At 63.3% G+C, this 22,798-nt stretch carries 25 protein-coding genes and 1 tRNA gene; 13 read left to right on the forward strand and 13 right to left on the reverse strand.

Features of this window, described 5'->3' with window-relative positions; translation table 11 throughout:
- Window positions 1-18: 18 nt before the first annotated feature.
- Window positions 19-945, reverse strand: a complete 927-nt coding sequence (locus HALRU_RS15865) for a halocyanin domain-containing protein (RefSeq protein WP_015300894.1) — start codon at window positions 943-945, stop codon at window positions 19-21.
- Window positions 946-1,497: 552 nt separating this feature from the next.
- Here HALRU_RS15865 and HALRU_RS07995 point away from each other — a divergent pair.
- Window positions 1,498-1,866 carry a rhodanese-like domain-containing protein gene (locus HALRU_RS07995; protein WP_015300895.1) on the forward strand — a complete coding sequence of 123 codons (369 nt, stop codon included), beginning with the start codon at window positions 1,498-1,500 and terminating at the stop codon, window positions 1,864-1,866.
- A gap of 293 nt (window positions 1,867-2,159) precedes the next feature.
- Here the strand turns inward: HALRU_RS07995 and HALRU_RS08000 are convergent, their stop codons facing one another.
- The 6 genes from HALRU_RS08000 to HALRU_RS08025 form a co-directional block, all read right to left on the reverse strand.
- On the reverse strand, window positions 2,160-2,495 hold the full coding sequence (locus HALRU_RS08000) for a hypothetical protein (protein WP_148680475.1): 336 nt from the start codon (window positions 2,493-2,495) through the stop codon (window positions 2,160-2,162).
- Between the two features lie 6 nt (window positions 2,496-2,501).
- The gene (locus tag HALRU_RS15970) at window positions 2,502-2,996 is read right to left on the reverse strand and encodes a hypothetical protein (RefSeq protein WP_245547731.1); all 495 of its coding nucleotides are present in this window, start codon (window positions 2,994-2,996) and stop codon (window positions 2,502-2,504) included.
- A gap of 635 nt (window positions 2,997-3,631) precedes the next feature.
- A tRNA-Val gene (locus HALRU_RS08010) sits at window positions 3,632-3,706 on the reverse strand.
- A gap of 58 nt (window positions 3,707-3,764) precedes the next feature.
- Window positions 3,765-4,301: a cob(I)yrinic acid a,c-diamide adenosyltransferase gene (locus HALRU_RS08015; protein WP_015300897.1), complete on the reverse strand. Its 537-nt coding sequence runs from the start codon at window positions 4,299-4,301 to the stop codon at window positions 3,765-3,767.
- A gap of 97 nt (window positions 4,302-4,398) precedes the next feature.
- Window positions 4,399-4,755: a hypothetical protein gene (locus HALRU_RS08020; protein WP_148680476.1), complete on the reverse strand. Its 357-nt coding sequence runs from the start codon at window positions 4,753-4,755 to the stop codon at window positions 4,399-4,401.
- 243 nt (window positions 4,756-4,998) lie between these two features.
- The gene (locus HALRU_RS08025; RefSeq protein WP_015300899.1) at window positions 4,999-5,271 is read right to left on the reverse strand and encodes a hypothetical protein; all 273 of its coding nucleotides are present in this window, start codon (window positions 5,269-5,271) and stop codon (window positions 4,999-5,001) included.
- Between the two features lie 89 nt (window positions 5,272-5,360).
- On the opposite strand from HALRU_RS08025, the gene HALRU_RS15675 reads away from it, so the two are divergent.
- Complete coding sequence (locus HALRU_RS15675) at window positions 5,361-5,525, forward strand: DUF7838 family putative zinc beta-ribbon protein (protein ID WP_015300900.1); 165 nt, start codon at window positions 5,361-5,363, stop codon at window positions 5,523-5,525.
- A 192-nt stretch (window positions 5,526-5,717) separates the two neighbouring features.
- Here HALRU_RS15675 and HALRU_RS15680 read toward each other — a convergent pair whose 3' ends face one another.
- Both HALRU_RS15680 and HALRU_RS08030 read right to left on the reverse strand, forming a co-directional pair.
- Window positions 5,718-5,891: a hypothetical protein gene (locus tag HALRU_RS15680; RefSeq protein ID WP_015300901.1), complete on the reverse strand. Its 174-nt coding sequence runs from the start codon at window positions 5,889-5,891 to the stop codon at window positions 5,718-5,720.
- A gap of 115 nt (window positions 5,892-6,006) precedes the next feature.
- Window positions 6,007-6,189, reverse strand: coding sequence for a hypothetical protein (locus tag HALRU_RS08030; RefSeq protein WP_015300902.1), 183 nt, complete (start codon window positions 6,187-6,189; stop codon window positions 6,007-6,009).
- A 362-nt stretch (window positions 6,190-6,551) separates the two neighbouring features.
- Between HALRU_RS08030 and HALRU_RS08035 the strand changes: the two genes are divergently transcribed.
- The 7 genes from HALRU_RS08035 (at window position 6,552) to HALRU_RS08060 (ending at window position 11,968) form a co-directional block, all read left to right on the forward strand.
- Window positions 6,552-8,348 carry an NAD(+)/NADH kinase gene (locus HALRU_RS08035; protein WP_015300903.1) on the forward strand — a complete coding sequence of 599 codons (1,797 nt, stop codon included), beginning with the start codon at window positions 6,552-6,554 and terminating at the stop codon, window positions 8,346-8,348.
- Window positions 8,349-8,604: 256 nt separating this feature from the next.
- Window positions 8,605-9,546, forward strand: coding sequence for a 1,2-phenylacetyl-CoA epoxidase subunit PaaA (gene paaA, locus HALRU_RS08040; RefSeq protein WP_015300904.1), 942 nt, complete (start codon window positions 8,605-8,607; stop codon window positions 9,544-9,546).
- A 2-nt stretch (window positions 9,547-9,548) separates the two neighbouring features.
- On the forward strand, window positions 9,549-9,872 hold the full coding sequence (gene paaB, locus HALRU_RS08045; RefSeq protein ID WP_015300905.1) for a 1,2-phenylacetyl-CoA epoxidase subunit PaaB: 324 nt from the start codon (window positions 9,549-9,551) through the stop codon (window positions 9,870-9,872).
- Entirely contained in the window at window positions 9,872-10,789 is a 918-nt protein-coding gene (paaC, locus tag HALRU_RS08050) for a 1,2-phenylacetyl-CoA epoxidase subunit PaaC (protein WP_015300906.1), read from the forward strand. Before paaB ends, paaC begins: the two co-directional genes overlap by 1 nt.
- 88 nt (window positions 10,790-10,877) lie before the next feature.
- Window positions 10,878-11,294: a 1,2-phenylacetyl-CoA epoxidase subunit PaaD gene (paaD, locus tag HALRU_RS08055; protein ID WP_015300907.1), complete on the forward strand. Its 417-nt coding sequence runs from the start codon at window positions 10,878-10,880 to the stop codon at window positions 11,292-11,294.
- A gap of 4 nt (window positions 11,295-11,298) precedes the next feature.
- A complete protein-coding gene (gene paaE, locus HALRU_RS15685; protein ID WP_015300908.1) occupies window positions 11,299-11,466 on the forward strand; it encodes a 1,2-phenylacetyl-CoA epoxidase subunit PaaE in 168 nt (55 codons plus the stop codon).
- Window positions 11,467-11,581: 115 nt separating this feature from the next.
- Window positions 11,582-11,968, forward strand: coding sequence for a PaaI family thioesterase (locus tag HALRU_RS08060; protein WP_007696217.1), 387 nt, complete (start codon window positions 11,582-11,584; stop codon window positions 11,966-11,968).
- Between the two features lie 168 nt (window positions 11,969-12,136).
- Here the strand turns inward: HALRU_RS08060 and HALRU_RS08065 are convergent, their stop codons facing one another.
- A complete protein-coding gene (locus HALRU_RS08065; protein ID WP_015300909.1) occupies window positions 12,137-12,451 on the reverse strand; it encodes a DUF7344 domain-containing protein in 315 nt (104 codons plus the stop codon).
- A gap of 341 nt (window positions 12,452-12,792) precedes the next feature.
- On the opposite strand from HALRU_RS08065, the gene HALRU_RS08070 reads away from it, so the two are divergent.
- On the forward strand, window positions 12,793-15,531 hold the full coding sequence (locus tag HALRU_RS08070) for a bacterio-opsin activator domain-containing protein (protein ID WP_015300910.1): 2,739 nt from the start codon (window positions 12,793-12,795) through the stop codon (window positions 15,529-15,531).
- 150 nt (window positions 15,532-15,681) lie between these two features.
- Here HALRU_RS08070 and HALRU_RS08075 read toward each other — a convergent pair whose 3' ends face one another.
- From HALRU_RS08075 to HALRU_RS08085, 3 genes are all read right to left on the reverse strand, one after another.
- Window positions 15,682-16,164 carry a GNAT family N-acetyltransferase gene (locus tag HALRU_RS08075; RefSeq protein ID WP_015300911.1) on the reverse strand — a complete coding sequence of 161 codons (483 nt, stop codon included), beginning with the start codon at window positions 16,162-16,164 and terminating at the stop codon, window positions 15,682-15,684.
- Window positions 16,165-16,199: 35 nt separating this feature from the next.
- Window positions 16,200-17,207: an LLM class flavin-dependent oxidoreductase gene (locus HALRU_RS08080; RefSeq protein ID WP_015300912.1), complete on the reverse strand. Its 1,008-nt coding sequence runs from the start codon at window positions 17,205-17,207 to the stop codon at window positions 16,200-16,202.
- Window positions 17,208-17,329: 122 nt separating this feature from the next.
- Entirely contained in the window at window positions 17,330-18,604 is a 1,275-nt protein-coding gene (locus tag HALRU_RS08085; RefSeq protein ID WP_148680477.1) for a M24 family metallopeptidase, read from the reverse strand.
- 307 nt (window positions 18,605-18,911) lie between these two features.
- Here HALRU_RS08085 and HALRU_RS08090 point away from each other — a divergent pair, with 307 nt between their 5' ends.
- The 3 genes from HALRU_RS08090 (at window position 18,912) to HALRU_RS08100 (ending at window position 22,785) form a co-directional block, all read left to right on the forward strand.
- Entirely contained in the window at window positions 18,912-20,624 is a 1,713-nt protein-coding gene (locus tag HALRU_RS08090) for a thiamine pyrophosphate-binding protein (RefSeq protein WP_015300914.1), read from the forward strand.
- A gap of 112 nt (window positions 20,625-20,736) precedes the next feature.
- Window positions 20,737-21,699, forward strand: a complete 963-nt coding sequence (locus tag HALRU_RS08095) for an NAD-dependent epimerase/dehydratase family protein (protein WP_015300915.1) — start codon at window positions 20,737-20,739, stop codon at window positions 21,697-21,699.
- 303 nt (window positions 21,700-22,002) lie between these two features.
- Window positions 22,003-22,785 (forward strand): mechanosensitive ion channel family protein, encoded by a 783-nt coding sequence (locus tag HALRU_RS08100; RefSeq protein ID WP_015300916.1) that lies wholly within the window; start codon window positions 22,003-22,005, stop codon window positions 22,783-22,785.
- Window positions 22,786-22,798: the final 13 nt, after the last annotated feature.

The raw sequence follows: 22,798 nt of genomic DNA on the forward strand, positions 1-22,798 counted from the left end.
CCAGCGACTGGCCCCGACTTACGATTCGATCACGATCGCGCCCTTCATTCCGACGGACAGGTGCGGCTCGCAGTGGTACAGAGCGAGACCCGCGTCGTCGAACGTCTGCTCGTAAGTCGTCCCGCCCTCGGCGGTCGGGCCGCCAGAGCTAAACTCGTAATCCGATTCGCCGATCTGCCCGTCCGGTTCGGCCTCGACGTTGTGTGCGCCACCCCGGCCGGTCCACTCCCAGCGGACGGTGGTGCCCGGAGAGATGGCGACGGCGACGGGATCGAACTCCCAGCCTCGACTGCCCGTGCCGACACCGATGGTAACGGTCTCTTGGTCTCGTTGATCGACGATCGTCTCGTCGTAATTCGGCGCGGCGGCGCCGACTGCGGTCTCCGTGAGCCACTCGTCGACAGCTGGGTAGTCATCGGGGGACACACCCGAGGCGTCGGCTCCGTTCGCAGCGTCCTCGTCGGTGTCTGGCGCAGCGATCGTCGTCTCGATCAGGTTCAGTTCGCCGTTCCGAAGCGACGCGTCCGTGCCGATGACGGCGCTATCCCCACTACCGAGTGACGCCTCGGACGTCATGAGGTGACCGAGTTCGGGTGCAGAGCCGCCAGTATCGAACGCGACGAGGGAGACGTCCCACTCCGACGCTGTGTCGAACTCGCCCGTCAGGCCCGCGGATTCGAACAATGTCTCCGTACCATCCGCACCCAGGCTCAGGAGGACGTCGAATGCGACGCCGGGACGATAGTCGCCGCCGAACAGCACGACGGTGGATTCGACGGCCTCCGCCTCGTCTTCTTCCGCTTCGTCGTCCTCCTCGTCCTGCGCCAGGGCCGTTCCGGTCGCTCCTGCGGCCCCGAGTGCCAGGGCGCTCGCCCCGAGCGTGGAGTGTTTCAGTACCGATCGTCGGGTCGCGTCCGTTGACCGAGTCGCTGGATCAGGTGTCATGACTCTCAACCCCAATTGGTGGGGTGCGTCGATTGCCCGAGTCGATCAATAATCCCGACCCATCGTTCCACTGACAACCGCAATTTATCGGTAGGAAACGGTCGGTTAGGAACCTGGCACCGGCCTTGAAACGCTTCCACCGGCGCACTACGGCCTGAATGGAGGGTGGCTAGCCGACCGGTATTGCTACCCGGCGTCGTCGACACTGGCGGGCACGACCCTCGTTCGAGCGCCGAGCCGGCGTCCGCACAAGACGGATCGACAAGTTGTACCCGGGGCGCGGTTGGACAGACGGCCGGCGGAGCGCGTGCAAATGCACGGCTATCGTCCGATGCGGACGACAAACTGCCCGTCGTGACACTCGCAGACGGACTGACGAGGAGTCGGTATATGGCAACGACGCTGACGATCGTGACTGAACGATAACGGTCAAACTTCGTGGATCGCGGCGGTCCCATGTCGAATTAAAAATGACAATACGCGCTGCACGTCTCGATTCATGGCAGGCGCCGAACCAGCACGGTTTTGGGTTCTCAGTACAATATTAATCCGATGACCAAGATACGCCCGGCGAAACTCGACGAGCGGTTGGACTCGGGAGGCCCGCCGTTCGTCCTCGACATCCGTCCGAGAACGGACTTCCAGCAAACGGCGATCGAGAACAGCCACAACGTTCCGGTCTACACCGATCTCCAGTCGGGGGACGAGACGACGTTACGCGACCGACTCGACGAAATTCCACGGGATCGGGACGTGGTCGTCGTCTGCAAGCTGGGAATGGTCGCCAAGCGAGCGACGGCAGTCCTCGACGAGGAGGGGTACGACGCAGCGACGCTGCTCGGCGGGATCAGCGGCTGGAACGGCTATCAGGCTGGGACGCTCGGGTACAAGCTCCGGTCGTTGCGCTGGAAATATCTCTAGCCTGACATCCAGGGCGCAATAGCATCGGATGGATCGGGGACTTTTTTAGGGAGATGTGGACTGGCCCTTGACTCGGAACAATTGCGGTTATTGCCCCCTCAATACGTGATACCGTTAGGAATCCCACTTAGTAAGTATGTATGGGGAAATCGGCCTTCCACTGAAGTGGAATAGCGAAACGAGAGACTGGATAACCTATACAGTTTACACAATAAAGAGAGGGGGCAGGGTTGAATCCAATGGTCACAAATTCCCAGGAAGACTCACTTCTCAATCTTGCTGCTAATTCTGAACTAATCGTCTTGGCGCTCTTCTAATTGTTCTGCAAAGCTTCGATCCCCCGTTTGCTGCGGGATAGAAGTAGCAGATTCCGCTTCATCCGATCCGAGTAGAAGAATAACAATTCCACCAATAATGGCAAATACACCCATACCAGTTGCCCAGCCAGATAATGGGTTTGCCGTGGTAGCGGAACTAGTGTAGCAATCTTGGCCCCCATATGGACCATCAACACATGTTTCAGCAGAGTGTGTTTGCGTAGAAGGGATACCAAGTCCAATTAAAAGGATAACGATACCTATAGCCACTATCACCCATCCAACCGAGTTAGTATTTTGATCGTTAGACATGGGTAGTCACGGCATCATCATAGCCATCATAAAAAATGTGAACAAAACAATGAAGACCATGACCACAATATAATTGATAGCAAACCCCTTCCCCATAGTTGCAGCGTCATTGCCAAACCCGTTCGAGCTACCAACCTCTTTCGAGTCGTTGGGTGACATCCGTTTACTCAGATTGTCCAATACGTCCTCCGGATCCTTTCTTCGCAAATTATTCACCACATTCAGGAAATCCGACTTTATATCTTCAGGGCTTGTGGCCATATCGATCGCCATATTCTTCTCTGCAGTCACCTCCACCACCGTTTCTGTATCACTTTCCTGCATCTCTGGGACTTCAACGATCAACCTTGCGCCGTTTCCACCGAAGACTGATGCGTTTTGTTTTCCGACAATGCGTTGACCATCATCAGTATACGCATCAATGGCATCAGTCAGTTCTAAACTGGCTTTTAAGATTGTTTTCGCGCCATTGCGAGAGTGTTCAAGTGATATTCTAGTCACATATGATTAGTGTGACGGATCATTTGTAAATATACCGGCAACATATTGAAAGTCAGATGTTTTTTCTACGTTTTCTCCAAGGCCTCTAACCACGTAATAGGGGTATGCCCGCTACCCTGATATTCGATATCAGATAGGAAGGACCACTGATGAATTGGTTGTTTCTATTTATGTTATTTATATGGTGAGTGGTGAAAGTTAGAAGATCTTCACAGTTACCGAATACACCAGGTATACCGGATCGCAAATGAGCAATGGAGCAAGTGCTACGATTCCGCAAAGGTTTGTGAAGCGCCTCAGTGAATTTTTGGAGGAGGCGAGACGAATTCACTGGCCTCTGTAATTTACCAGTTCACGCGGCATAAGGTGCGAAAGTGGGTTGGGGCAGATTCGAACCGGAGGAAGCCGGTCGCCTCACTCCGTTCGGCGCTGCGCCTTCCAGGGTCCGAATCGTTGTTAATCACTTCTCCGACGGAGACTCGTCACTCCGTTCCTCGTTGGTGCGTCGGAGAAGTGGGTTGGGGCAGATTCGAACTGCTGCAAGACGTGCTCGCTTCGCTGCGCGCGACTTGCGTAGTTCGAACTGTCCAACGGAACGGATTTGCTGCTCGCGAATTTGCTCGCAGCAAAATCAGTGGGTTGGGGCAGATTCGAACTGCCGACTTCCTCCGTGTGAAGGAGGTATCATAACCGGACTAGATCACCAACCCGGTACCCGATTGTACCGAACGGCCGCCCTTATACGTTCCGTTAGATCGCAGGGCAGATTCAGTACTGGGGCGCCTCCTCGACCTCCCCGTCGCGCTGATTCACGACGCGCGCGAGGGTGAACAGGCCGTCCGAGAGTCGATTCAGGTACTGGACGGCGTCGGCGTTGATCGACTCGTCTTCGTTCCAGAGGGCGACGGCACGCCGTTCCGCGCGGCGACTGACGGCTCGGGCGTGGTGTAACGCCGCGCCGCTGTCACTCCCAGTCGGGAGGATGAACGAGGTCAGCGGTTCGAGTTCCTCGTCGTACTCGTCGATCCACGTCTCGATCAGCTCGACGTGTTCGGGCCCCACCTGCGGATCATCGTCTTCGGGGTCCGGATTCGCGAGGTCGGCCTGGACGACGTGTAAGTGATTCTGTACGGTGGCGAGTTTGTCGTCGACATCCTCGTGGCCGGTCGGGCGGATCGTTCCCAGCAACGCGTTCAGTTCGTCGACGGTGCCGTAGGCCTCGATCCGCTCGCTCGCCTTGGAGACACGGGACATGTCCCGCAGATCCGTCTTCCCCTCGTCGCCGCGACCGGTGTAGATGGGCATACGCGAGCCATTGCGACGGCACACTATAAGTCCGGGTCACTACACCCATCTGGCTGGGACCGAGCGAAATCCTCAGGGTGCGTCACGTCGGTACTCGTCAGTGATCGGATCCCCAGGACTCGTCCCTGTCCGATCTGGATTCACGGTCGCCGTCGACGAGTCCCTCGGGCGACTCAGTTCCATCCTCGCCGCTCGTTTGCAGTCCGACGGTCGCATCGTCCAACGGAGCGACCCGCTTCATCGGGTACGGAGCGTGTCCGACGCGACTCCCTCGGAGATACTGGGACCGTTCGAACACGTAGACCTGCTCGCCGTCGTCGATCGCGAGAAGGTCGATATCCTCCTCGGAGAGATAGTCCAGAAACTCCTCCGCCAGCGGATACCCACCTTGTAGAGCCGAATAGTCCGTTTTGTCTCGTGGAACGTGTATCGCCTCTCGCCCATCAGCAAACACAAATCTAGACGTGCCGTCGGGCCCACCTCGATACGGTTGCGGCATACGTTCGGACATGAGCGCCGAACAATCATAGGCTCAAACTTTATCCTGTGAAGATTTGAAGTGGGGTCGACCACGCCAAAACAGACACCAGTAGGTATGGCGGACCCGAATTCGTCGTCACCGACTCACCGACGACCAATCCGCCGCTGGCCCAGTCAAATCGTCGTCACGGGTGACGAGGGGGGCGAGACGCCCGCCTCAGGAAAGCGCCGCAAGGATCGATTCGAGCTCGGTCTTGCGGAACGGTCGGTCGGCCTCGGCAGGATCGTCGGTATCCAGTTCGTCGATCGTCCACAAGATTCCCGCACGCATCTCCGACTTGGCGGGGCGGCCGTCACTCTTGGGTCGGTAGTCGACGGCCTCACAGATCGCAGCGAGGGCCTCCTTGGTGAAGGCCGTCGATTCGATCCGTTCGTGCCTCCCGACGGCCAGACGGATCTCGTTTCGCAGTTCGTGGACGGTGGTGCTCATATCCGTCCGAACGTCCCGACGGGTCGTCTAGATTCCGGCCCGCCGAAGAAACCAGTACACTCAATTTCGTCCGGATACGAACATCGTCCATGAGCCTCGAACTCGAGCACGAGTGTCCCGATTGTGGCGACGAGAAGGTATTCTACCGCGCCGCAAGCACGCTGGTGCACTTAGGCGAGAAGGTCAAGTGGCACTGTCCCGACTGCGACTACGGCTTCGTCCAGATCGACGGGATCGACTCCAGCGCGGCCTAAATTAGCCTGTTCCTCCACTCTGAGTGTCGGTGACCACCAGTTCGCACTTCACTACCGCCCGTTTTCCGGTACGCAACGGTCGAGTCACGAGTCCAGCGTGGAACCATCCACTGTGACCACGTAGCGAAATCATCCTTCCCAGGGTAGAACCCCACCGATAGCGTCCAGGTCGAATCGAGCACATCAGTGCACTCACGGATTCCACTCACAGGCCGCGCCGAACGTGAGCTGATTGTCCGCGATGTACGCCGAGAGACACGCGTAGTTACAGAACGCTTCGTGCTCGGCGGCTGTCGGGTTCTCGGTGACGTAGACGGGTTCGTGACGATCGACGTCACTGGCGCAGTACGCACAGGCCATTCCCATACGAACACGGATGGGCTCGATCGTCTCCGTTCTTACCCCTGATTAGCTCCGGCGCCATCCCGACCACGCTCACTCGACGGAGCTAACCGGCCACGTTCGCTGGAGAGATGCCTTCTCACGGTCGGTCCGAGGGGTCTGAGCGCCCCGCAGAGTCGGCGCCGGCCGCAGGTGTGTCGACGCGTGCGAGGGTGATCGACCGCGAAATCGTGTACATGAGGACGATAGCACCGCCGAGAACGAGCCAGAACTGCCCGGCGACGAGGAACAGAAATCCGAGCGCACCCATCGACCGGCTCATGAACAGCCCCCAGAGAGCCCGAAAACGAGGAAGAACCCCATCAACTTCGCGATCGGGATCGCCTCTGCCTTGAGCTACTCGAAGTCTACTCTCCCCCGTTCGCTCGTCGACAAAGAGCTGCGAACCGTTCATACGAGTGTGTCGAGTTGACCAGTCATTTACCTGTTGAGACTGTCCGTAATATAAACAGTCCCGGTGCCGGACAGGGACCGACCAGACGAACACCGCTGTCCGTTTCCCCCGACTGGTGGTATCAGCGGATCCCATCACTTCGGGACAAAGCGGTAGCCGCTCAGACTGATCGCTGTATCGACCGGGAGGGTGCGACAGGAATTTACCCATCACGGCCCATCCCTCGCACGATGCAGGGACGCAGGCTGGCGACGACGGACGAGGTAGTCGCGATCGTCAGTCCGGACGCCGGCGACGCGCTCGCGCGTCTGGAGGCGTGGTGTACCGACCGCGGACTGGGCCTCTCGACCGTCGACGTGGGCGACGACATCGAGGCCATCTACGACGAGAACCGGGCCACGCTGGGTGTCACGCTCGGCGGCGACGGCACCTTCCTCGAGGGGATCAAGACGTTCGCGCCGCGGAACGTGCCGATGCTCGGCATCGACCTGGGGACGCTCTCCTTCCTGGCGCGGGTGGATCCGTCCGATATGGAAGCCGCGCTGGACGAGGCGATCCGTGGGCGCGCCCGGGTCGACAGTCGACAGCAACTCGCGATCGAGGCGCCGGGAATCGACACCACGGGGATCAACGACGTCATGATCGAGCACGTCCCGCCCGAGAGCCCGATCGGCCGGAAGGTGACGACGCTCGACGTCACCATCGACGACGAGTACGTCGGGGAGTTCGAGGGGACCGGCCTCGCGGTGTCGACGCCGACAGGATCGACCGGCGTCTCCCTCTCCGCGAACGGACCGCTTCACTACCCGGCGAACAACTACGCGCTGCAGCTCATCCCGCTCCAGACCCACGCCCTCGGCGTCCGACCGATCGTCTGTTCGCCGACCAGCGAGATCCACGTCAGGCCCGACGGCGAGACCAGCCTCACCGTCGACGGCGGTCGCGTCCACACGGTCCTCGACCCGACCGACGACGTCCTGATCACCGGTGCAGACACTCGCGCCCACATCGTTCGAACCTCCTACGGCTACGGCTTTTTCACCGCGATCACGAAGAAACTCGGCTGGTCCATCCGCGAGGACGACGCCGAGCCGCCGGCCGGCTTCGAGGCACTCACCGAAGCCCGACCCGAGTCCATGATCGAACGCGCCCAGCGCATCGCCGTCGAAGCGGCCCACAGCGCGGCGGAACCCCTCCGGGAACTCCACGGCCGTGTCGAGGACGTCACCTACAAATCCGACAAGTCGGACCTCGTCACCGAGGCCGATCACCAGGCGGATCGGATAATCACGACGGTGATCGCGAACGAGTTCCCCACCCACGCCATCGTCTCCGAGGAGAGCGAGGGTCGGATCGCCGGCGGAGAACGGGCGTCGATGCGGCCCGCCGGCGACGCAGTCGTTCCCGACGAAGGGGATCCGATGGACGAACTCCAGCACGATACGGACTCGATGACTGACGAGGCCACCACCTACACCTGGGTCGTCGATCCGCTCGACGGAACGGGCAACTTCGCCCACGGCAATCCGAACTACGCCGTCTCGATCGCGCTCGTCGCCGACGCCGAGCCGATCCTCGGCGTGGTCCACGTCCCCGAGACCGACGAGACGTTCAGCGCGGTCGCCGGGAAGGGTGCCTACGTCGACGGCACCCCGCTCGGCACGACCGATCGGACCCGACTCGACGAGAGCATGCTCTTATCGGGCTACGATCCCGACGGCTCGTTTCTCACCCAGTTCTACCAGCAGGCCCGGGGTGTGCGCCGACTGGGCTGTGCCGCACTCCACCTCTGCTACCTCGCGAGTGGGAGCACCGACGCGATCTGGGAGTACGACACCTACCCGTGGGACGTCGCCGCCGGGATCGTCATCGCGCGCGAGGCGGGCGCGACGATCACCGACGACGCTGGCGACCCGTACCCCTTCGAACTCGAGCGAGACGGTCGAACCCCGCTTCTCGGCTCGAACGGCCCGCTCCACGAGCGACTGCTGGACCACCTCGGGGAGACTACCCCCGTGGACGACTAACGGCCAACCACTGCTATCACCAGTGCCGCACTCGTCGACGAACCCCCCTGGCAAGCCACAATCGACAGTGCCAGTTTCGATCGCTCGTCGAGAGCACCGGTTCGTATCCACCCGACCACCAGCGTGACGATCACGTCGAAAATACCAGTCCAGCTGACAGTACAGCCGATGCGCACGCTGTTTCAAACCCACTTATAAAACCCCCATGCATACGGGAGAATCACTTACGGGGTGGGACAAGTAGTCAGAGATAGCAATGGACGTCGAAACCGTCAAAGAGCGGGCAGGACCGCGGGAGTTCTCGCCCGCCGACGACATGCCCGAGAAGTACCGAAAGGCGGCGACACGGATGATCCAGTTCCACGCCAACAGCGAGATCATGGGGGCGTACCTCGAGAAGCCCTTCATCCGCCAGGCGCCGTCGATCGACCGTAAGCTGGCGTTCTCCGCGAAAGTGCAAGACGAGATCGGCCACGGTCAGTTGCTCTATCGCGCAGCCGAATCGCTAGGGATCAAGACTCGCGAGGAGATGTTAGACGAACTCGCGAACGGCGAGGGGAAGTTCCTCAACTGTTTCCACTACCCGATGGACTCGTGGGCCGAGGTGCCGATGATCGCCTTCTTCGTCGACGGTGCCGCGATGCGCCGACAGGCGACGCTCAAGTCCTCGAGCTGGGAACCGTATGCGCACGCGATGGACAAGGTGTGCTTCGAGGAGGGCTTCCACGTCAAGCACGGCGAGGACATCATGGCTCGGATGGCCACGGGCTCGCGCAAGGAACAACAGATGCTTCAGGACGCCTTCGACGAGTGGTGGCCGCGCATCATCCAGTTCTTCGGCCCGACCGACGACAAATCCACCCATCACGACTTCTCCGCGGAAGTCGGCCTCAAACAGAAGACCAACGACGAGCTCCGCAACGCCTTCCTCGACGCCTACGTCCCGAAGGCGAAGTCCTACGGCCTCGAGATTCCGGAGTACCCGCGCATCGAGGAGGTCGGCGACGGCCAGTACCACGTCGAGGAAGACGATCTGGACTGGGACGAGTTCTTCACCGTCTCGAAGAACGAGTACGAGCCCGGCAAGGGCCAGATCGACGCGCGCAAGGCCGCCCAGGAAGCCGTCGACTGGGTTCGTGACACGATCGAAGGCGACGCCAACCTACCCGGGAGCCAGGCCGCCCCGGCGGCCGACTGACCATGATCTGGGAAGTCTTCCGCCAGGAGAAACCTGGCGACTATCACACCCACTGTGGGAACGTCCACGCGCCCGACCGCGAGATGGCGAAACAGTTCGCCGTCGTCCAGCACGGTCGACGCAAACCGACGGAGAGCCTCTGGGTCGTCCCACAGGAGGAAGTCGGCGAAGTCGACGCCGACGAGGTCGCCTTCGGCGGCACGACCGACAAGTCCTACCGCTGGGCGATGGCCTACACCTCCAGTACGGAACACGCGAAGGAGGTCATCGCCTCCCAGCAAGAACAGGAACAGGCCGAAGCCGACCGCCAGCGAGGTGACGACTGATGGCAGCCACCGAAATCGAACTCACACCCGACCAGCGCCTCGCGCTCGAGACCGAACTGCGCACGCTCGCCGACGACGAGTTCGTCATAGCCGAGCGCTACACCGAGTGGCAGGTCCACGCGCCGACGCTCGAATCCGACCTCGCGCTCGCGAACATCGCCCAGGACGAACTCGGTCACGCCCGCCTCTGGTACGACCTGCTCGAGGAACTGGGCTACGACGAGACCGACCTCCTCTGGGAGCGCGATCCCGACACGTTCCGCCACGCGACGCTTTCGGAACTGCCGTTCCCCGAGGGCGAGTGGGCCGACGCGATCGTCCGCTCGTACCTGTTCGACGTGGCCGAGGGGCTTCGCCTCGAGGCCCTCGAGGATTCCGCCTACCCGGCCATCGCCGACCGCGTGGGCAAGATCCAGCGGGAGGAAGGCTACCACACTGAACACGCCGAAAACTGGCTCGAACGGCTGGCCACCGATGACGAAGGAGGCGACCACCTCCAGGCCGCCGTCGACCGGCTCTTCCCACACGCACTGGCCCTGTTCGTCCCGGCCGAGCCCGTCCCATTCGGTGCGGAGACCGTCAGCGGGGACGGAGCGGGGTCCCAGTACACCGACGCCGACGCGCTCCCCGACGCCGCGACCGTCGAGGAGACCATCGTCTCCGAAGGCTACCGGAGCGACTCGCTCGCGACACTCGGCGAACGGTGGCTCGACCGCGTCGTGCCGACGCTCGAATCCCACGGACTCCGCACGCCCGTCCCCGCCGACGGCGAGATTACGGACGAACTCGTCCCCGACGCGTGCGGTCGCAACGGGAATCACACCGACGACTGGGACACCCTCTACGCGGACTTCACGCACACCTACCGCGAGCTCGGGCGTGAGGACGCGACGATGATCATGGACCGCCCCGAGTGACTGACCGACCCGCAACGACCACCCGACACGACCAAAATCCCACCGGACACGATTCACATCACCGGACACGACCCACACACCACCACTGATGACATCCGAAACACAGCCCGAAACCGACGCCACGCCCTGCGGATACACCGAGTACCGTGAGGGCCCCGCCATCGACGACCTGCCCGCCACCGGTGTGGGCGCCACGGGGGTCGACGCCGCAGTCTGGGACGCCCTCTACGCGGTCGAAGATCCGGAGATGCCCGTCAGCATCGTCGATCTGGGACTTATCTACGACGTCGGAGTCGACGACGGGCTTGCACGCGTCGACATGACGCTGACCTACAGCGGCTGTCCGGCCCGAGACATGCTCCAGAACGACGTGCGCGAGGCCATCCAAGCCGTCGACGGCGTCGAGGACGTCGACATCAACCTCGTCTGGAGCCCGGAGTGGTCCGTCGAACTGGTTACCGAGGCGGGCAAAGAGAACCTGCGAGACTTCGGACTGAGCGTCTAAGATCATGAGAGGATTCGATCCCAGCGTGTCCACGAGCGGGGAAGAATCGGGCGCCGAGTGTCCCTACTGCGGCTCGACCGAGACCGAGCGCGAGCACCCGAAAGGACCGTCGCTCTGTCGCTCCATGCACTTCTGTACCGCCTGTGAACAGCCGTTCGAGAAGTTCGAGTGAACGGCAGCCGACAGCCCAGTGTGGCTCCCGCGGGCAACGGACGCAACCTCCCGTCCGCGACGGTCGCTCGGACCGTGTACGTGGTTTTATGAGGAATCCCTGGGTACCAGCAGGCATGGATCCGCAAGCGTTCTTCGAGGGCATGCCGTTCGCATCGATGCTCGGAATCGACGTCACGGCGTGTGCCGACGGACACGCCGAGGGCGAACTCGAAATGACCGAGGACCTCTCCTGGAACGAGGATCGACTGATGGCCCACGGAGGGGTCACGTTCACGCTCGCCGACACCGTCGGTGGTGCGGCGCTGGTCTCACTGGTCGACCAGCCGGTCCCGACCATCGACATGCGTATCGACTACCTGAGCGCCGGGACGGGCGACCTCTACGCCGAGGCGGACGTCGTCAGACAGGGCGGCGACGTCGGTGTCGTGGACGTCGACGTCTACGCCGCGGACGACGACACGCACGTCGCCGACGCTCGTGGCGTCTACAAGACCGGGTAACGGGTACACAAATAGACCGACTGTTGCATGCGCAGCTGGCTGGCCAGCTATCGTCGATACCACGGCGTGGCCACCGGCCCGAAAACGCGCGAGAGCGCCGGCTGCCGTCGTTCTATTCTCGCCAGTACAGTCTGTCTCGCGAGGTCACTCGACTTTGGAAGAACGGGCTCAGTGACTCTCGTGAACGACGACGTTTGCCGTCGGATCGTAGGTAACGACGCCGAGGTCGTCGAGCATCGGCAAGTGCGTGTGATGGAGCGAGATAGTCACCTCACGGTGTGTCTCGTCGGTTGCTTCGTTCCCGCCCATCTCTGCGACGAGCATCGTAGCGAGTTCGTCACACGAGACGGGACCGGGGCGATTCGCGAGGATCGCCAGGACTCGGCGCCGTCGCTCCGACGAGAGCAGGCGGTACCGTTCGCTGTCGGTCAGGTCTCTCTGGTCGGTCAGTTCGATCGTGGGGTGCGGGTATGCCTGTGTCATGGGTATCGCGCGTCGTCCAGTGATCGACTGTCGAGTTGTCCCACCGCAGACGGGACAGCGCCGACAGCCGATCTCCTGCGTCGGCGGATGCGGGTGTGACGAACGTCGAATTCGTGAGTCGACGGCCGTCGTCACCCGGATCACCACCGACGTATCTCACCCAACGAACCGGACGATCCTAAGCGGCGAGCGCCAACGATTAGGGTCGGCTCCCCGATATCGGGTCACGAGCGGTGTTCTGTTCGGCAGATCGGTTCAGGAGGGAACGACAGTCAGCGTCGCCGAGGATCCCGGCATCCGCCGGCGGAGGGTTGACGGCGGTACGGTCCATTCGCCGGGTAATGACCACACAGGGGCTGACAGATGCACTCCGGGAGACGCTCTCCGCGTTCGACAGCCGTGGCGAACCGCTCTCCACGTCTGAGGTCGCGACCCGGCTCGATCTCGGCCGTCGATCGACCTACGAGCGCCTCGAACGACTCGCCGATCGAGACCTCGTCCAGACGAAGAAGGTGGGCGCGAGCGCCCGAGTCTGGTGGCGCGAGCAAGACGTCGTGGGCAGGTCACCGACCCCCGATACCGATCGGAACAGTCAGGCGAACAGCCATGGCATGTCGATGCAGTTCGACAGGTTCGTCGACGCAGTCTCCGAGTACGCCATCTTCGTCCTCGATCCCGACGGACACGTCGAAAGCTGGAACGACGGCGCAGAACGAATCAAGGGCTACGAGGCCGACGACATCGTCGGCACGCATTTCGAGACGTTCTACACCGACGAAGATGTCGCGAACGACGTCCCGGAGCGAAATCTGCAGGCGGCGATGCGGCTCGGTTCGATCGAAGACGAGGGATGGCGCCGCCGTGCCGACGGCTCGCGGTTCTGGGCGAACGTCACGATCACGGCGATCCGGGACGACGGTGGACGACTCAGCGGGTTTACGAAAGTAACACGTGACATGACCGATCGACGCGCGTACGAACGTCGACTCGAGGATCACGCCGCGCTCGTCGAACGCCAACGTGACGAACTGGAGCGAGAGCTCGACGCCGTCTTCGACCGGCTCTCCGACGGCATCTACGGTCTCGACGACGACAATCGACTCACGTACGTGAACGACCACGCGAAGACGATTCTCGACGTCGACGACGACGCCATCGGGGGCCCGCTCGACGCAGTGACCGAAACGTCACACCAGTTCGAATCGGCGATAGAACGGGCCAGATGCACGCAAGAACCCGTCGTCGACGAAGAACGCCAGGACGCCACCGGCAACTGGTACGAGTACACCATCTACCCGTCCGAATCGGGACTCTCGGTGTACACCCGGGACGTAACCGCACGCAAAGAACGGGAGCGCCGGTTGCGAAAACGGGTCGCACAACAAGACGTGCTGGCAACGATCGGGCAGCGGGCGCTCGAAACTCGCGACGTCGACGACCTACTCGCCGACGCGACGGCGCTCGTCGCGGACACGCTCGACACCGAGTACTCCAAGGTCCTGGACCTCCAGGCCGGTGACGAAGAACTCGAAGTACGCCAGGGCGTCGGGTGGGACGACGGGATCGTCGGCGAGGCGGCGGTCTCGGCGACCGAGGACGACTCGCAGGCGGCCTACACGCTCCGAACCGACGAGCCGGTCGTCGTCGAAAACCTGAGCAAGGAGACCCGGTTCGGCGGACCGGACTTGCTCACCGACCACGATGTCGCGAGCGGGATCAGCGTCGTCATCGGGCCGACGAGCGATCCGTGGGGGATCTTCGGCGTCCACGACACCGAGATGCGATCGATCGACCGAACCGACGCGAACTTCGTCCAGGCGGTCGCGGCCATCCTGGCGTCGGCAATCGACCGGGACGAACGCGAACGCGAACTCGTCGATCAGCGCGAACGGCTCGAGGCGGTAAACGGGCTGAACGAAGTCGTCAGAGACCTCACCGACGCGGTGATCGACCAGTCGACGCGCCAGGAGATCGAGCAGACCGTCGTCGAACGCCTTGCAGCCGCCGAGAGCTACGAGTTCGCCTGGGTGGGGACGGCCGACCTCGACTCGAAAACCGTCTCGATGCGTGCTGAGGCTGGCGTCGAGGGCTACCTGGACAACAACACCATCTCGATCGACCCGGCCGACGAACGAAGTCAGGGGCCGACCGGGCGCGCGTTCCGAACCGGCGAGATCCAGGTAACGCGGAATGCGCGGGCCGACGATCGATACGATCCCTGGCGAGACACCGCCAAGGCCTACGACTTCCAGGCCTCCGCGGCCATCCCGATCGTCCACGAAGACACCGTCTACGGGGTTCTCAACGTCTACACGGGTCGCGAGAACGCCTTCACCGCCGAAGAACGAGGCGTCATCGCCCAGCTCGGCGAGGTGATCGGCCACTCGATCGCCGCCACGGAACGCAAACAGGCGCTCGTGAGCGACGAGGTCGTCGAGATCGAGTTCCACTTGCCGGACGCGTTCGGCCAGGTGGACGCGGACATCGAGATGGGCGGCAGCGCCCGGATCGACCACGTCACACAGATATCCGAAGAAACTTTTCAGGTCTACGGGTCGGCGACACCGTGCGTCGTCGACGGTCTCGAGCGGTTAACCGACGCCACTGACGTCTGGTCAGACCTGACGATTCGAGAGGTCGGCGATTCGATTCGGTTTTCCGCACGACTCACGGAACCGACCATTCTCACACTGATCGCCTCCCGGGGTGGGTACGTCGACGAAGCAGTCCTCGAAGATGACGACGTCTTTCTAACAGTTCAGCTCTCTCCCCACACCGATATCAGAGCGTTCGTCGACGCGATGACGGACGGCTACCCACAGATCGACTTGCTCTCGCGAACGCAATTCTCGCGAGAAACGCCGTTCGCCGGTGACGGTGAACAGCCGCTCGATACCCTCACCGACCAGCAACGGTCGAGCGTCGAGGCCGCCTACTTCCGCGGGTTCTTCGAGTGGCCGCGGCTGGCCTCCGGCGAGGACGTCGCCGACTCGCTCGATATTGCCCCGTCGACGTTCCACCAGCATCTGCGTAAGGCCGAGTCGAAACTCATCGAGGCAGCGCTCACCGGGCCACAGTGAGAGACGGGGTCGCCGAGGAACGAACCCGTTCCTCGTGATCCCAATTTGCTTCGCAAAAGTGGGACCAGCGAGATCGGATCTGCCGACGCACAAAATCGGCACCGCCCAGGCGCCAACCAGCTGTGGTCGCTACCAGCATCCCACGATCGATCAATCGACACGGGAGCAGAGGCGTTTGTCCATCTTGTACCGACGGACGCTGTACTCGCGTGCGTCGTACACCGCCTGTGCGGTCTCGTTCCGTTCGTTGACCGACAACGTGGCGAACTCACAGCCGCGGTCCTCGGCCCACGATTCGGCACGATCGAGGAGTGCCGTCGCGAGACTGGCGCCACGGTGAGACGGCGCGACGTATACTTCCCCGATGGTTGCTTCGGGCCCGCGGGCGAACACGGGCGGAGACTGGTCAGCCGTCACCCGCACGTATCCGGCCAGCTCGTCATCGACCGCCGCGACGAAGGTGACGGTCGACTCATCCGACAGTTGCGCCTGCCGGTACGACCGCGCGTCCGCCCTGACGTCTTCGGCGAGTTCGTTGTACGCGTCGAGATCGGCCATCTCGCGGGCGAACGGCAGCCAGAGGTCGTCGATCAGTCGATCGATCTCGTCGGCACGGAGCGGGCGAACGTTCATGAACCACGATAGCCGCGACCGAGGCAAAAGCTGTCCTATCGCAGCTGCGGTGCGACCTCCTCACCCAGGCGGGTCACGCACTCCGTCATTGCCTCGGTATCGGTTCCAGGGTGGTACGTCCGGAAGATGAAGTGAATGTCGTCGCCGAGGGCCTCCCGGTAGGCTTCCAGTTCCTCGGTCACCTGCTCGGGCGTCCCGAAGATGGCCTGTTCCTTGAGTTCCTGAATTCGTTCTTCGTCGAGCGAGTCGACGGGTTCACCGGAGAAAATTTCCGCGTAGCGACGCTGGATGAACAGGTAGCCGTCGCGCATCGCCTCCCACGCCTCCTCGCGGGAGTCGCCGACCCACCCGTGCTGGAGCACGTAGATCGTGAACTCGCCGTCGATATCCTCGGCCTCGCGGACGTTCCGGATGTCCTCGACGCGCTTGCGAACGCCCTCGATCGACAGCGAGGACGGGGCACACCAGCCCTCGGCAGTTCTGGCCGCCCGGCGAACGGCGGGTTTTGCCGCCCCACCGAGCATCAGGGGGACGTGCCCGTCGTCGGGTTTGGGCGTGATCGAGACGTCGGCGGGTACGTCGTGGAACTCGGAGTCGTAGCCGAGGTCGCCCTCGCTCCAGGCGCCGTTCAGGAAGGAAACGAGGTCGGCCAGCCGATCGGCGCGTTCCTCCAGGGGAACGCCGAAGACGTCGAACTCCGTGGGGTTCGAGCCGATCGCGAGGCCGAGCGTACTCCGGCCAGCCGAGAGGAGATCGACCGTCGCCGCGTCCTCGGCGAGGTGGATCGGATCGTACAGCGGCCCGAGTGCCACGCAGGAGCCAATTTCGATCTCGTCGGTCACTGCCGCCATCGCGCCCAGCGTCGGTAGCGTGCCGGAGAGGTACTCGTCTTCGAGGAAGTGATGTTCGGAGACCCAGGCGCTGTCGAGCCCGGCGTCCTCGATCGTCCGCGTGAGGTCCAGAATTTCGTCGTACAGCTCGCTCGTCGGTCGGTCGTCGTCCGGTCGGCGCTGGCCGGTGAAGAGGCCGGTCCCGAGTTGCATACGGGAGGGTTTCTCAGAGACCACTATACATCTCCCGACTCCGGTCAGCCCAGACGGGAACCCGTCGATGGCGGAAGAACGAATACGGCTCGCGGTCTCGAAGGTGGTTTCGGATCGCGAACTCAGTAGTCGATCGTCGTGATCTCCTCGACGGGCCACTGGCTCAGAATCTCGACGCCGTTCTCGCGAACGACGACCATCTCCTCGACGCGGACGCCCTGCCGGTCGGCGGGCTCCTGCGTCTCGACGGCCATCGTCATGCCCTCCTCGATCTCGATCGGGTGGTCGGGCGAGAGGCCGCGCCAGATGAGCGGGACCTCGTAGAGCTGGAGGCCGAGGCCGTGAGCCCAGTGGTTGGTGGTCATCTGCCAGTGGTCGTCGGCGTCGTAGAAGTCGGCGTGCTCGCCGTCCATATCGGGGAAGCCCTGCGCGATCTCGTCGGTCGTCGCGCCGGGTTCGATCCGTTCGAGGACGTCGTAGAGGTTGTCGCGCGCGGTCTCGTAGGCGTCTTGCTGGGCCTGGGTCGGCTCGCCCATGGCAAACGTGCGGTAGTAACACGAGCGGTAGCCCAGATAGCCGATGTTGTACATGTCGGCGTAGACCAGGTCGCCGGGCCGGATCATTCGATCCGTGGTGTTCGCCTGGTGCTTCGGCCAGGTGTTCGGGCCGGAGGTGAGGTAACCGCCGCCGACGAACGCGCCGTGGCGCCAGAGTTCGCCCACGGCCTCGCCCCACACCTCGTTCTCGCGCATGCCGGGTTTGGCTGTCTCCGTAATCTTCTGAAAGCCGGCCTCACAGATCGCGGCGACCATCCGAAGACACTCGATCTCGTCTTCGGTCTTGATCTTGCGGGCGTCCTCCATCACGGCGTTGCAGGTCGACACGTCGACCTCGACGCCGGCGCCTTCGAACCCGGAGACCAGACCCGAATTGCCCACGTCGAGGCCGAGTTTCTCGTCCGCGACGCCGTACTCGTCCATAGCCGTCGTCACCGTCTCGACCATCGTCGAGATCAGGAAGCGACGCGCGGAGTCACTGCCCGACGCGCGCGGGACGTTCCCCAGGCCGGGACAGGCGTACCGGATGTCCTGCAGCCACGGACAGTTCGCGCGCTGATTGCTCGTGTGGTCGGCCGTGTCCCAGTGGACGACGTCGCCCTCCTCGGTCAGCAGGGTGTAGTGGTCGGCGCCACTGCCGCCGGTCATCGCGAGGCCGGTGACGTAGCGGATGTTCGGATCCGAGAGCAAGAGCATCGCGCCGAGGTCGGTCTCCTGCAGGCGCTCCAGCGCGCGCTGTTTTCGCTCCTCGCGCAACCGCTGGGTGTCGATGCGGCCCTCCCAGTCGACCGCCTGCGTTCCCAGCGTTCCCTCCATGAAGTCGCGTTCGTGGAACGTCATTGCCATTCTACCCCCTCGCGGGATCGGACAAAAAGGCTCCCGTTCACGACCCACGCGCCGGCGCGGCCGATGACGGACGCGGCCCACCGGCGGCGACGTGTGTCTCCGGCATCAATAAAGCAAAGAGTCAGGGCTGTGCACGCTATGGCATGCACGACACTGGGGACCGATCCCGAGACCAGTGCGCGTCGTCGAACCCGATCGTCGGGGGCCACCGTTCGACTGCCACCCGCCGGACCGAACCGACGGGGCACACCTCCCGAGTCCAACCAACAGAGCGCACCCGCCAGATCGAGGTGATCCACCGATGACCAACACCACGAAGGCGCTCGTCGAAACCCTGGACGATCTCGGCGTCGAGTACATCTTCGGCTATCCGGGCGGCCGGGTCATCGAAGTGTTAGACGAGGTTCCGGATTCCCCGATCACGCTCGTCCGGCCGCGTGACGAGCGCGAGGCCAGTGTCATGGCCGAAGTACACGGACGCCTCACCCAGACACCGGGCGTGTTGGCCGGACAAGGGCCGTGGATCGGCAGCCTCGGGGCGATCGGCCAGATGGAGGGGCGACTATCCTCGTCGCCGATGGTAGCCATCACGGAAGCCTCCGAACGGGGCGAATACTCAACGCTTGCGCCCTACCAGCAATCGCGCGGCGACTACGGGGGGCTCGACCTGCCGAACATTCTCGACTCGATCACCAAGGAACACTGGTTCCCCCGAACGCCGACGGAGACGATCCGCAGCCTCCAGCTCGCGTTCAAGCACGCGGTGGCCGGCCGTCCGGGCCCGACCGCCGTCATCCTGGACGGCGACGCCGTCCACGAGGAGGTTCCCGAAGACCCCACGCCGCCCGTCTGGAACGCCGACGAGCAAGTGCGGACCTGGAAAGCGGCCCCCGCCGCGGACGATCTCGACGACGCGGCCGACGCACTGGCGAGCGCCGAGCGCCCGGTCATCGTCGCGGGCAACGGCGTCCACGCGGCCCAGGCCTACGACGAACTACAGGCGGCTGCCGAAGCCTACGACGCCGTCGTCGTCACCTCCTACCTGGGCAAGTCGACGATTCCCGAGACCCACGAACTCGCGGGCGGCGTCATCGGCTCGTTCAGCCACGAGGGGGCGAACCAGCTGGTCAGCAACGCCGACGTCCTCTGCGTCGTCGGCTGTCGGCTCAACCCGATGGACACCAACTGGCAGGCGCCCGGCTTCATCCGCCCGGACGAGCAGAGGATCATCCACGCCGACATCGACGCGCGCAACGCCGGCTGGGTCTACCCCGCGGACGTCGGCCTGATCGGTGACGCGACCCACGCACTCACCGGGCTCGAAGCGCGCGCCGGTGAGGACGCCGGCGCCGAACCCGAGGCGGCTCGCGATCGGGCCGCCCAGGCGCGCGAAGACTTCCACGCCCCTGCCTGCGAGTCCGACGCCTCTCCGATCAAACCCCAGCGCGCGATCAAGGAGATCGAGGCCGTCGTCGACGCCGGCACGATCGTCACCGCCGATTCGGGGAACAACCGGTTCTGGCTGCTCAACTACCTGCAGACGCCCGGCGTGCGCACCTACTTCGGCAGTGGCGGCGTCGGTGGGATGGGCTGGTCCGTCCCCGCCGGCGTCAGTGCCGCGCTAACCACCGACCGCGATGTCGTCTCCGTGGCCGGCGACGGCGGCTTCGCCATGACGATGAACTCCGTCGAGACCGCCGTCGAGTACGGCGTGGCCCCCACGTTCGTCGTCCTGAACGACACGAGCCTGGGCATGGTCCGCCAGATGCAGGAGGCAGACGGCGACATCGCCGGCGTCGAGTTCCACGACACCGACTTCGTGGCCGTGGCCGAAGCCTTCGGCGCCGTCGGGGAGCGGGTGACCGCGCCCGACGAGTTCGCATCCGCGCTCGTCGCGGGGAAAGAACGGAACGACCGACCGACGGTGATCGACGTCCGCATCGATCGCGACGAAGAGATGGAAGCGGAACTCACCTCGTCGTTCTACGACGCCGTCGGGGGACTGCACGAGTAAATCGGCGCTTCGGTCCCGCCCAGCACCGCGACGATCCGTTTGGTGGCGAACTGTGGGCAAAACGAACCGATCTGAATACACTTTTTACGGTGGAACGGATCGAGTCGAACGAATGTCTGACGAAACCGTACTCGTAACCGGCGGCACCGGCTTCATCGGCTCGTTCATCTGCGCCGACCTGATCGAGCACGGCCACGACGTGGTCGCGTACGACCTCTCGACGGACACCAGCATCCTGGCAGCGCTCGACGTCGCCGACGACGTCGAGGTCGTTCGCGGTGACGTCACCGATCCGACCGACGTGATCCGAACCGTTCGTGAGACGGGGACGACACGAATCGTCCACCTGGCTGCACTCCTGACGACGACGGCCCGCGAGAATCCGCGCGCGGCGATCGACGTCAACGTCATGGGGACGAACAACATCTTCGAGGCCGCACGCACGCTCGACGATCAAGTGGAGCGCGTCGCGTGGGCCTCCTCCGCGGCTGTCTTCGCGCCGCCGACGAACTACGAAGACGACTGGGTCACCGAGGACGACCTCGTCTACCCCGACACGCTCTACGGCGCGACCAAGGAGTACAACGAGCACCAGGCCCGCATCTACCACGAAGACTACGGGCTCGACCACGTCGCCCTGCGACCGACGGTCGCGTACGGTCCCTACCGCGAGACGGGTGGCTCGGCATTCCTCGCGAACATCATCGAGAAGCCAGCACTCGGGGAATCCTTCAGCGTCGAGTACGGCGACCAGGTCATCGACTGGCAGTACGTCGAGGACATCGCCCAGGCGTTCCGCCTGGCCGCCTTCGCCGACGAATCAGCCCTCTCCCAGCGGGTGTACAACGTTCGCGGCGAGGTCGCGACCATCCGCGAGGCCGCAGAGACCGTCGAGAAGATCATGCCCGACGCCGACATCACCGTCAGCGACGAGGGCGAACTACCCTGGACGCAGCAACTCGAGATGAGTGCGATCCAGGACGATCTCGGGTACGACCCCGAGTACGATCTCGAAACCGGCTTCCGGAAATACATCAACACGCTCCGCCGCGACGCCGGGCTCGAAGCGGTCTAATCGCAAGCCAGCGTCGCCGGTCGATCCGGATCGCTCGCACGACGCGGCCATTTTTCGCAGCCGGATTTTCGACAAAAGTAAAACGGCATTGCCTCTCGTCCCCTTCGTGGCGACGCTGCGCCCAGGTTCCGATCGGCAGGGAATCGGTCGCTGATGGCCCGTACACACGGATATGGATGCTGTGAAGCCTGTGGTCGTAATCTATCATTCAACGCGTTCGCACTCGTCGCACCGAGACTGTTTCACAGACGACTTTTTTGTAGCCCCACAATTACGAAAGCTGTCTCCGCCCTCCCCATTGCTATGGGAGACATGCAACTGGTCGTCCAGCAAGTACAGGTCCCTGATTACCTGCAAGACCCGATCGCGGACATCGCGGTCTTCGTACCACGACTACTCGGCGCCGTCGTCATCCTGCTCATCGGCTGGGTCGTGGGCCGCGTCGTGGCCGGTGTCGTTCGCCGCCTCGCCGACGGGATCGAACTCGATCGAATGGTCCTCGAAACGCCGCTCGGGCGGGTCCTCGGCGGCACCGAGCGGGCGGTCTCGGGCGCGTTCGGCAAGCTCGGCAAGTGGTTCGTCTACGCGCTGGCCATCCTCGCGGCGGCCAACGTGCTTGCCATTCCGATGCTGTCCGAGTGGATCTCGACGGCCGTCTCGTACTTGCCGGCGTTCATCGCTGGCTTGCTCGTCATCACGATCGGGTTCGTCGTGGCCGACTTCATCGGCGACGTGATCGAGCGCACGCGAGCGGCCACGGAGACGTCCTACACGAACTGGTTCGCTAACGGCGCGCGTATCTTCCTCTACGCCACGGCGCTGGTCATCGGCTTGGAGACGATGGGGATCGACGTCGGCATCCTCTACGTGTTCGCTCGCGCGCTCGCGTGGGGACTCGCCGCCGCCGTCGCCATCGGTGCCGGTGTCGCCTTCGGCTGGGGCGGAAAGGATTACGTCGCCGAGAACATCGACAGCTGGATGGGGCGAACCGACGCGATTACGCCAGAAGAGTCGGCTGGTGGACCCCGATCGAGCGAGCGACGCGGACCTGACCGCGAAACCGGACCCGGAGCCGAAGACGACTGAGGAAGGGCATCGT

Origin of the sequence: Halovivax ruber XH-70 (assembly GCF_000328525.1) — an archaeon.
Classification (GTDB): domain Archaea; phylum Halobacteriota; class Halobacteria; order Halobacteriales; family Natrialbaceae; genus Halovivax; species Halovivax ruber.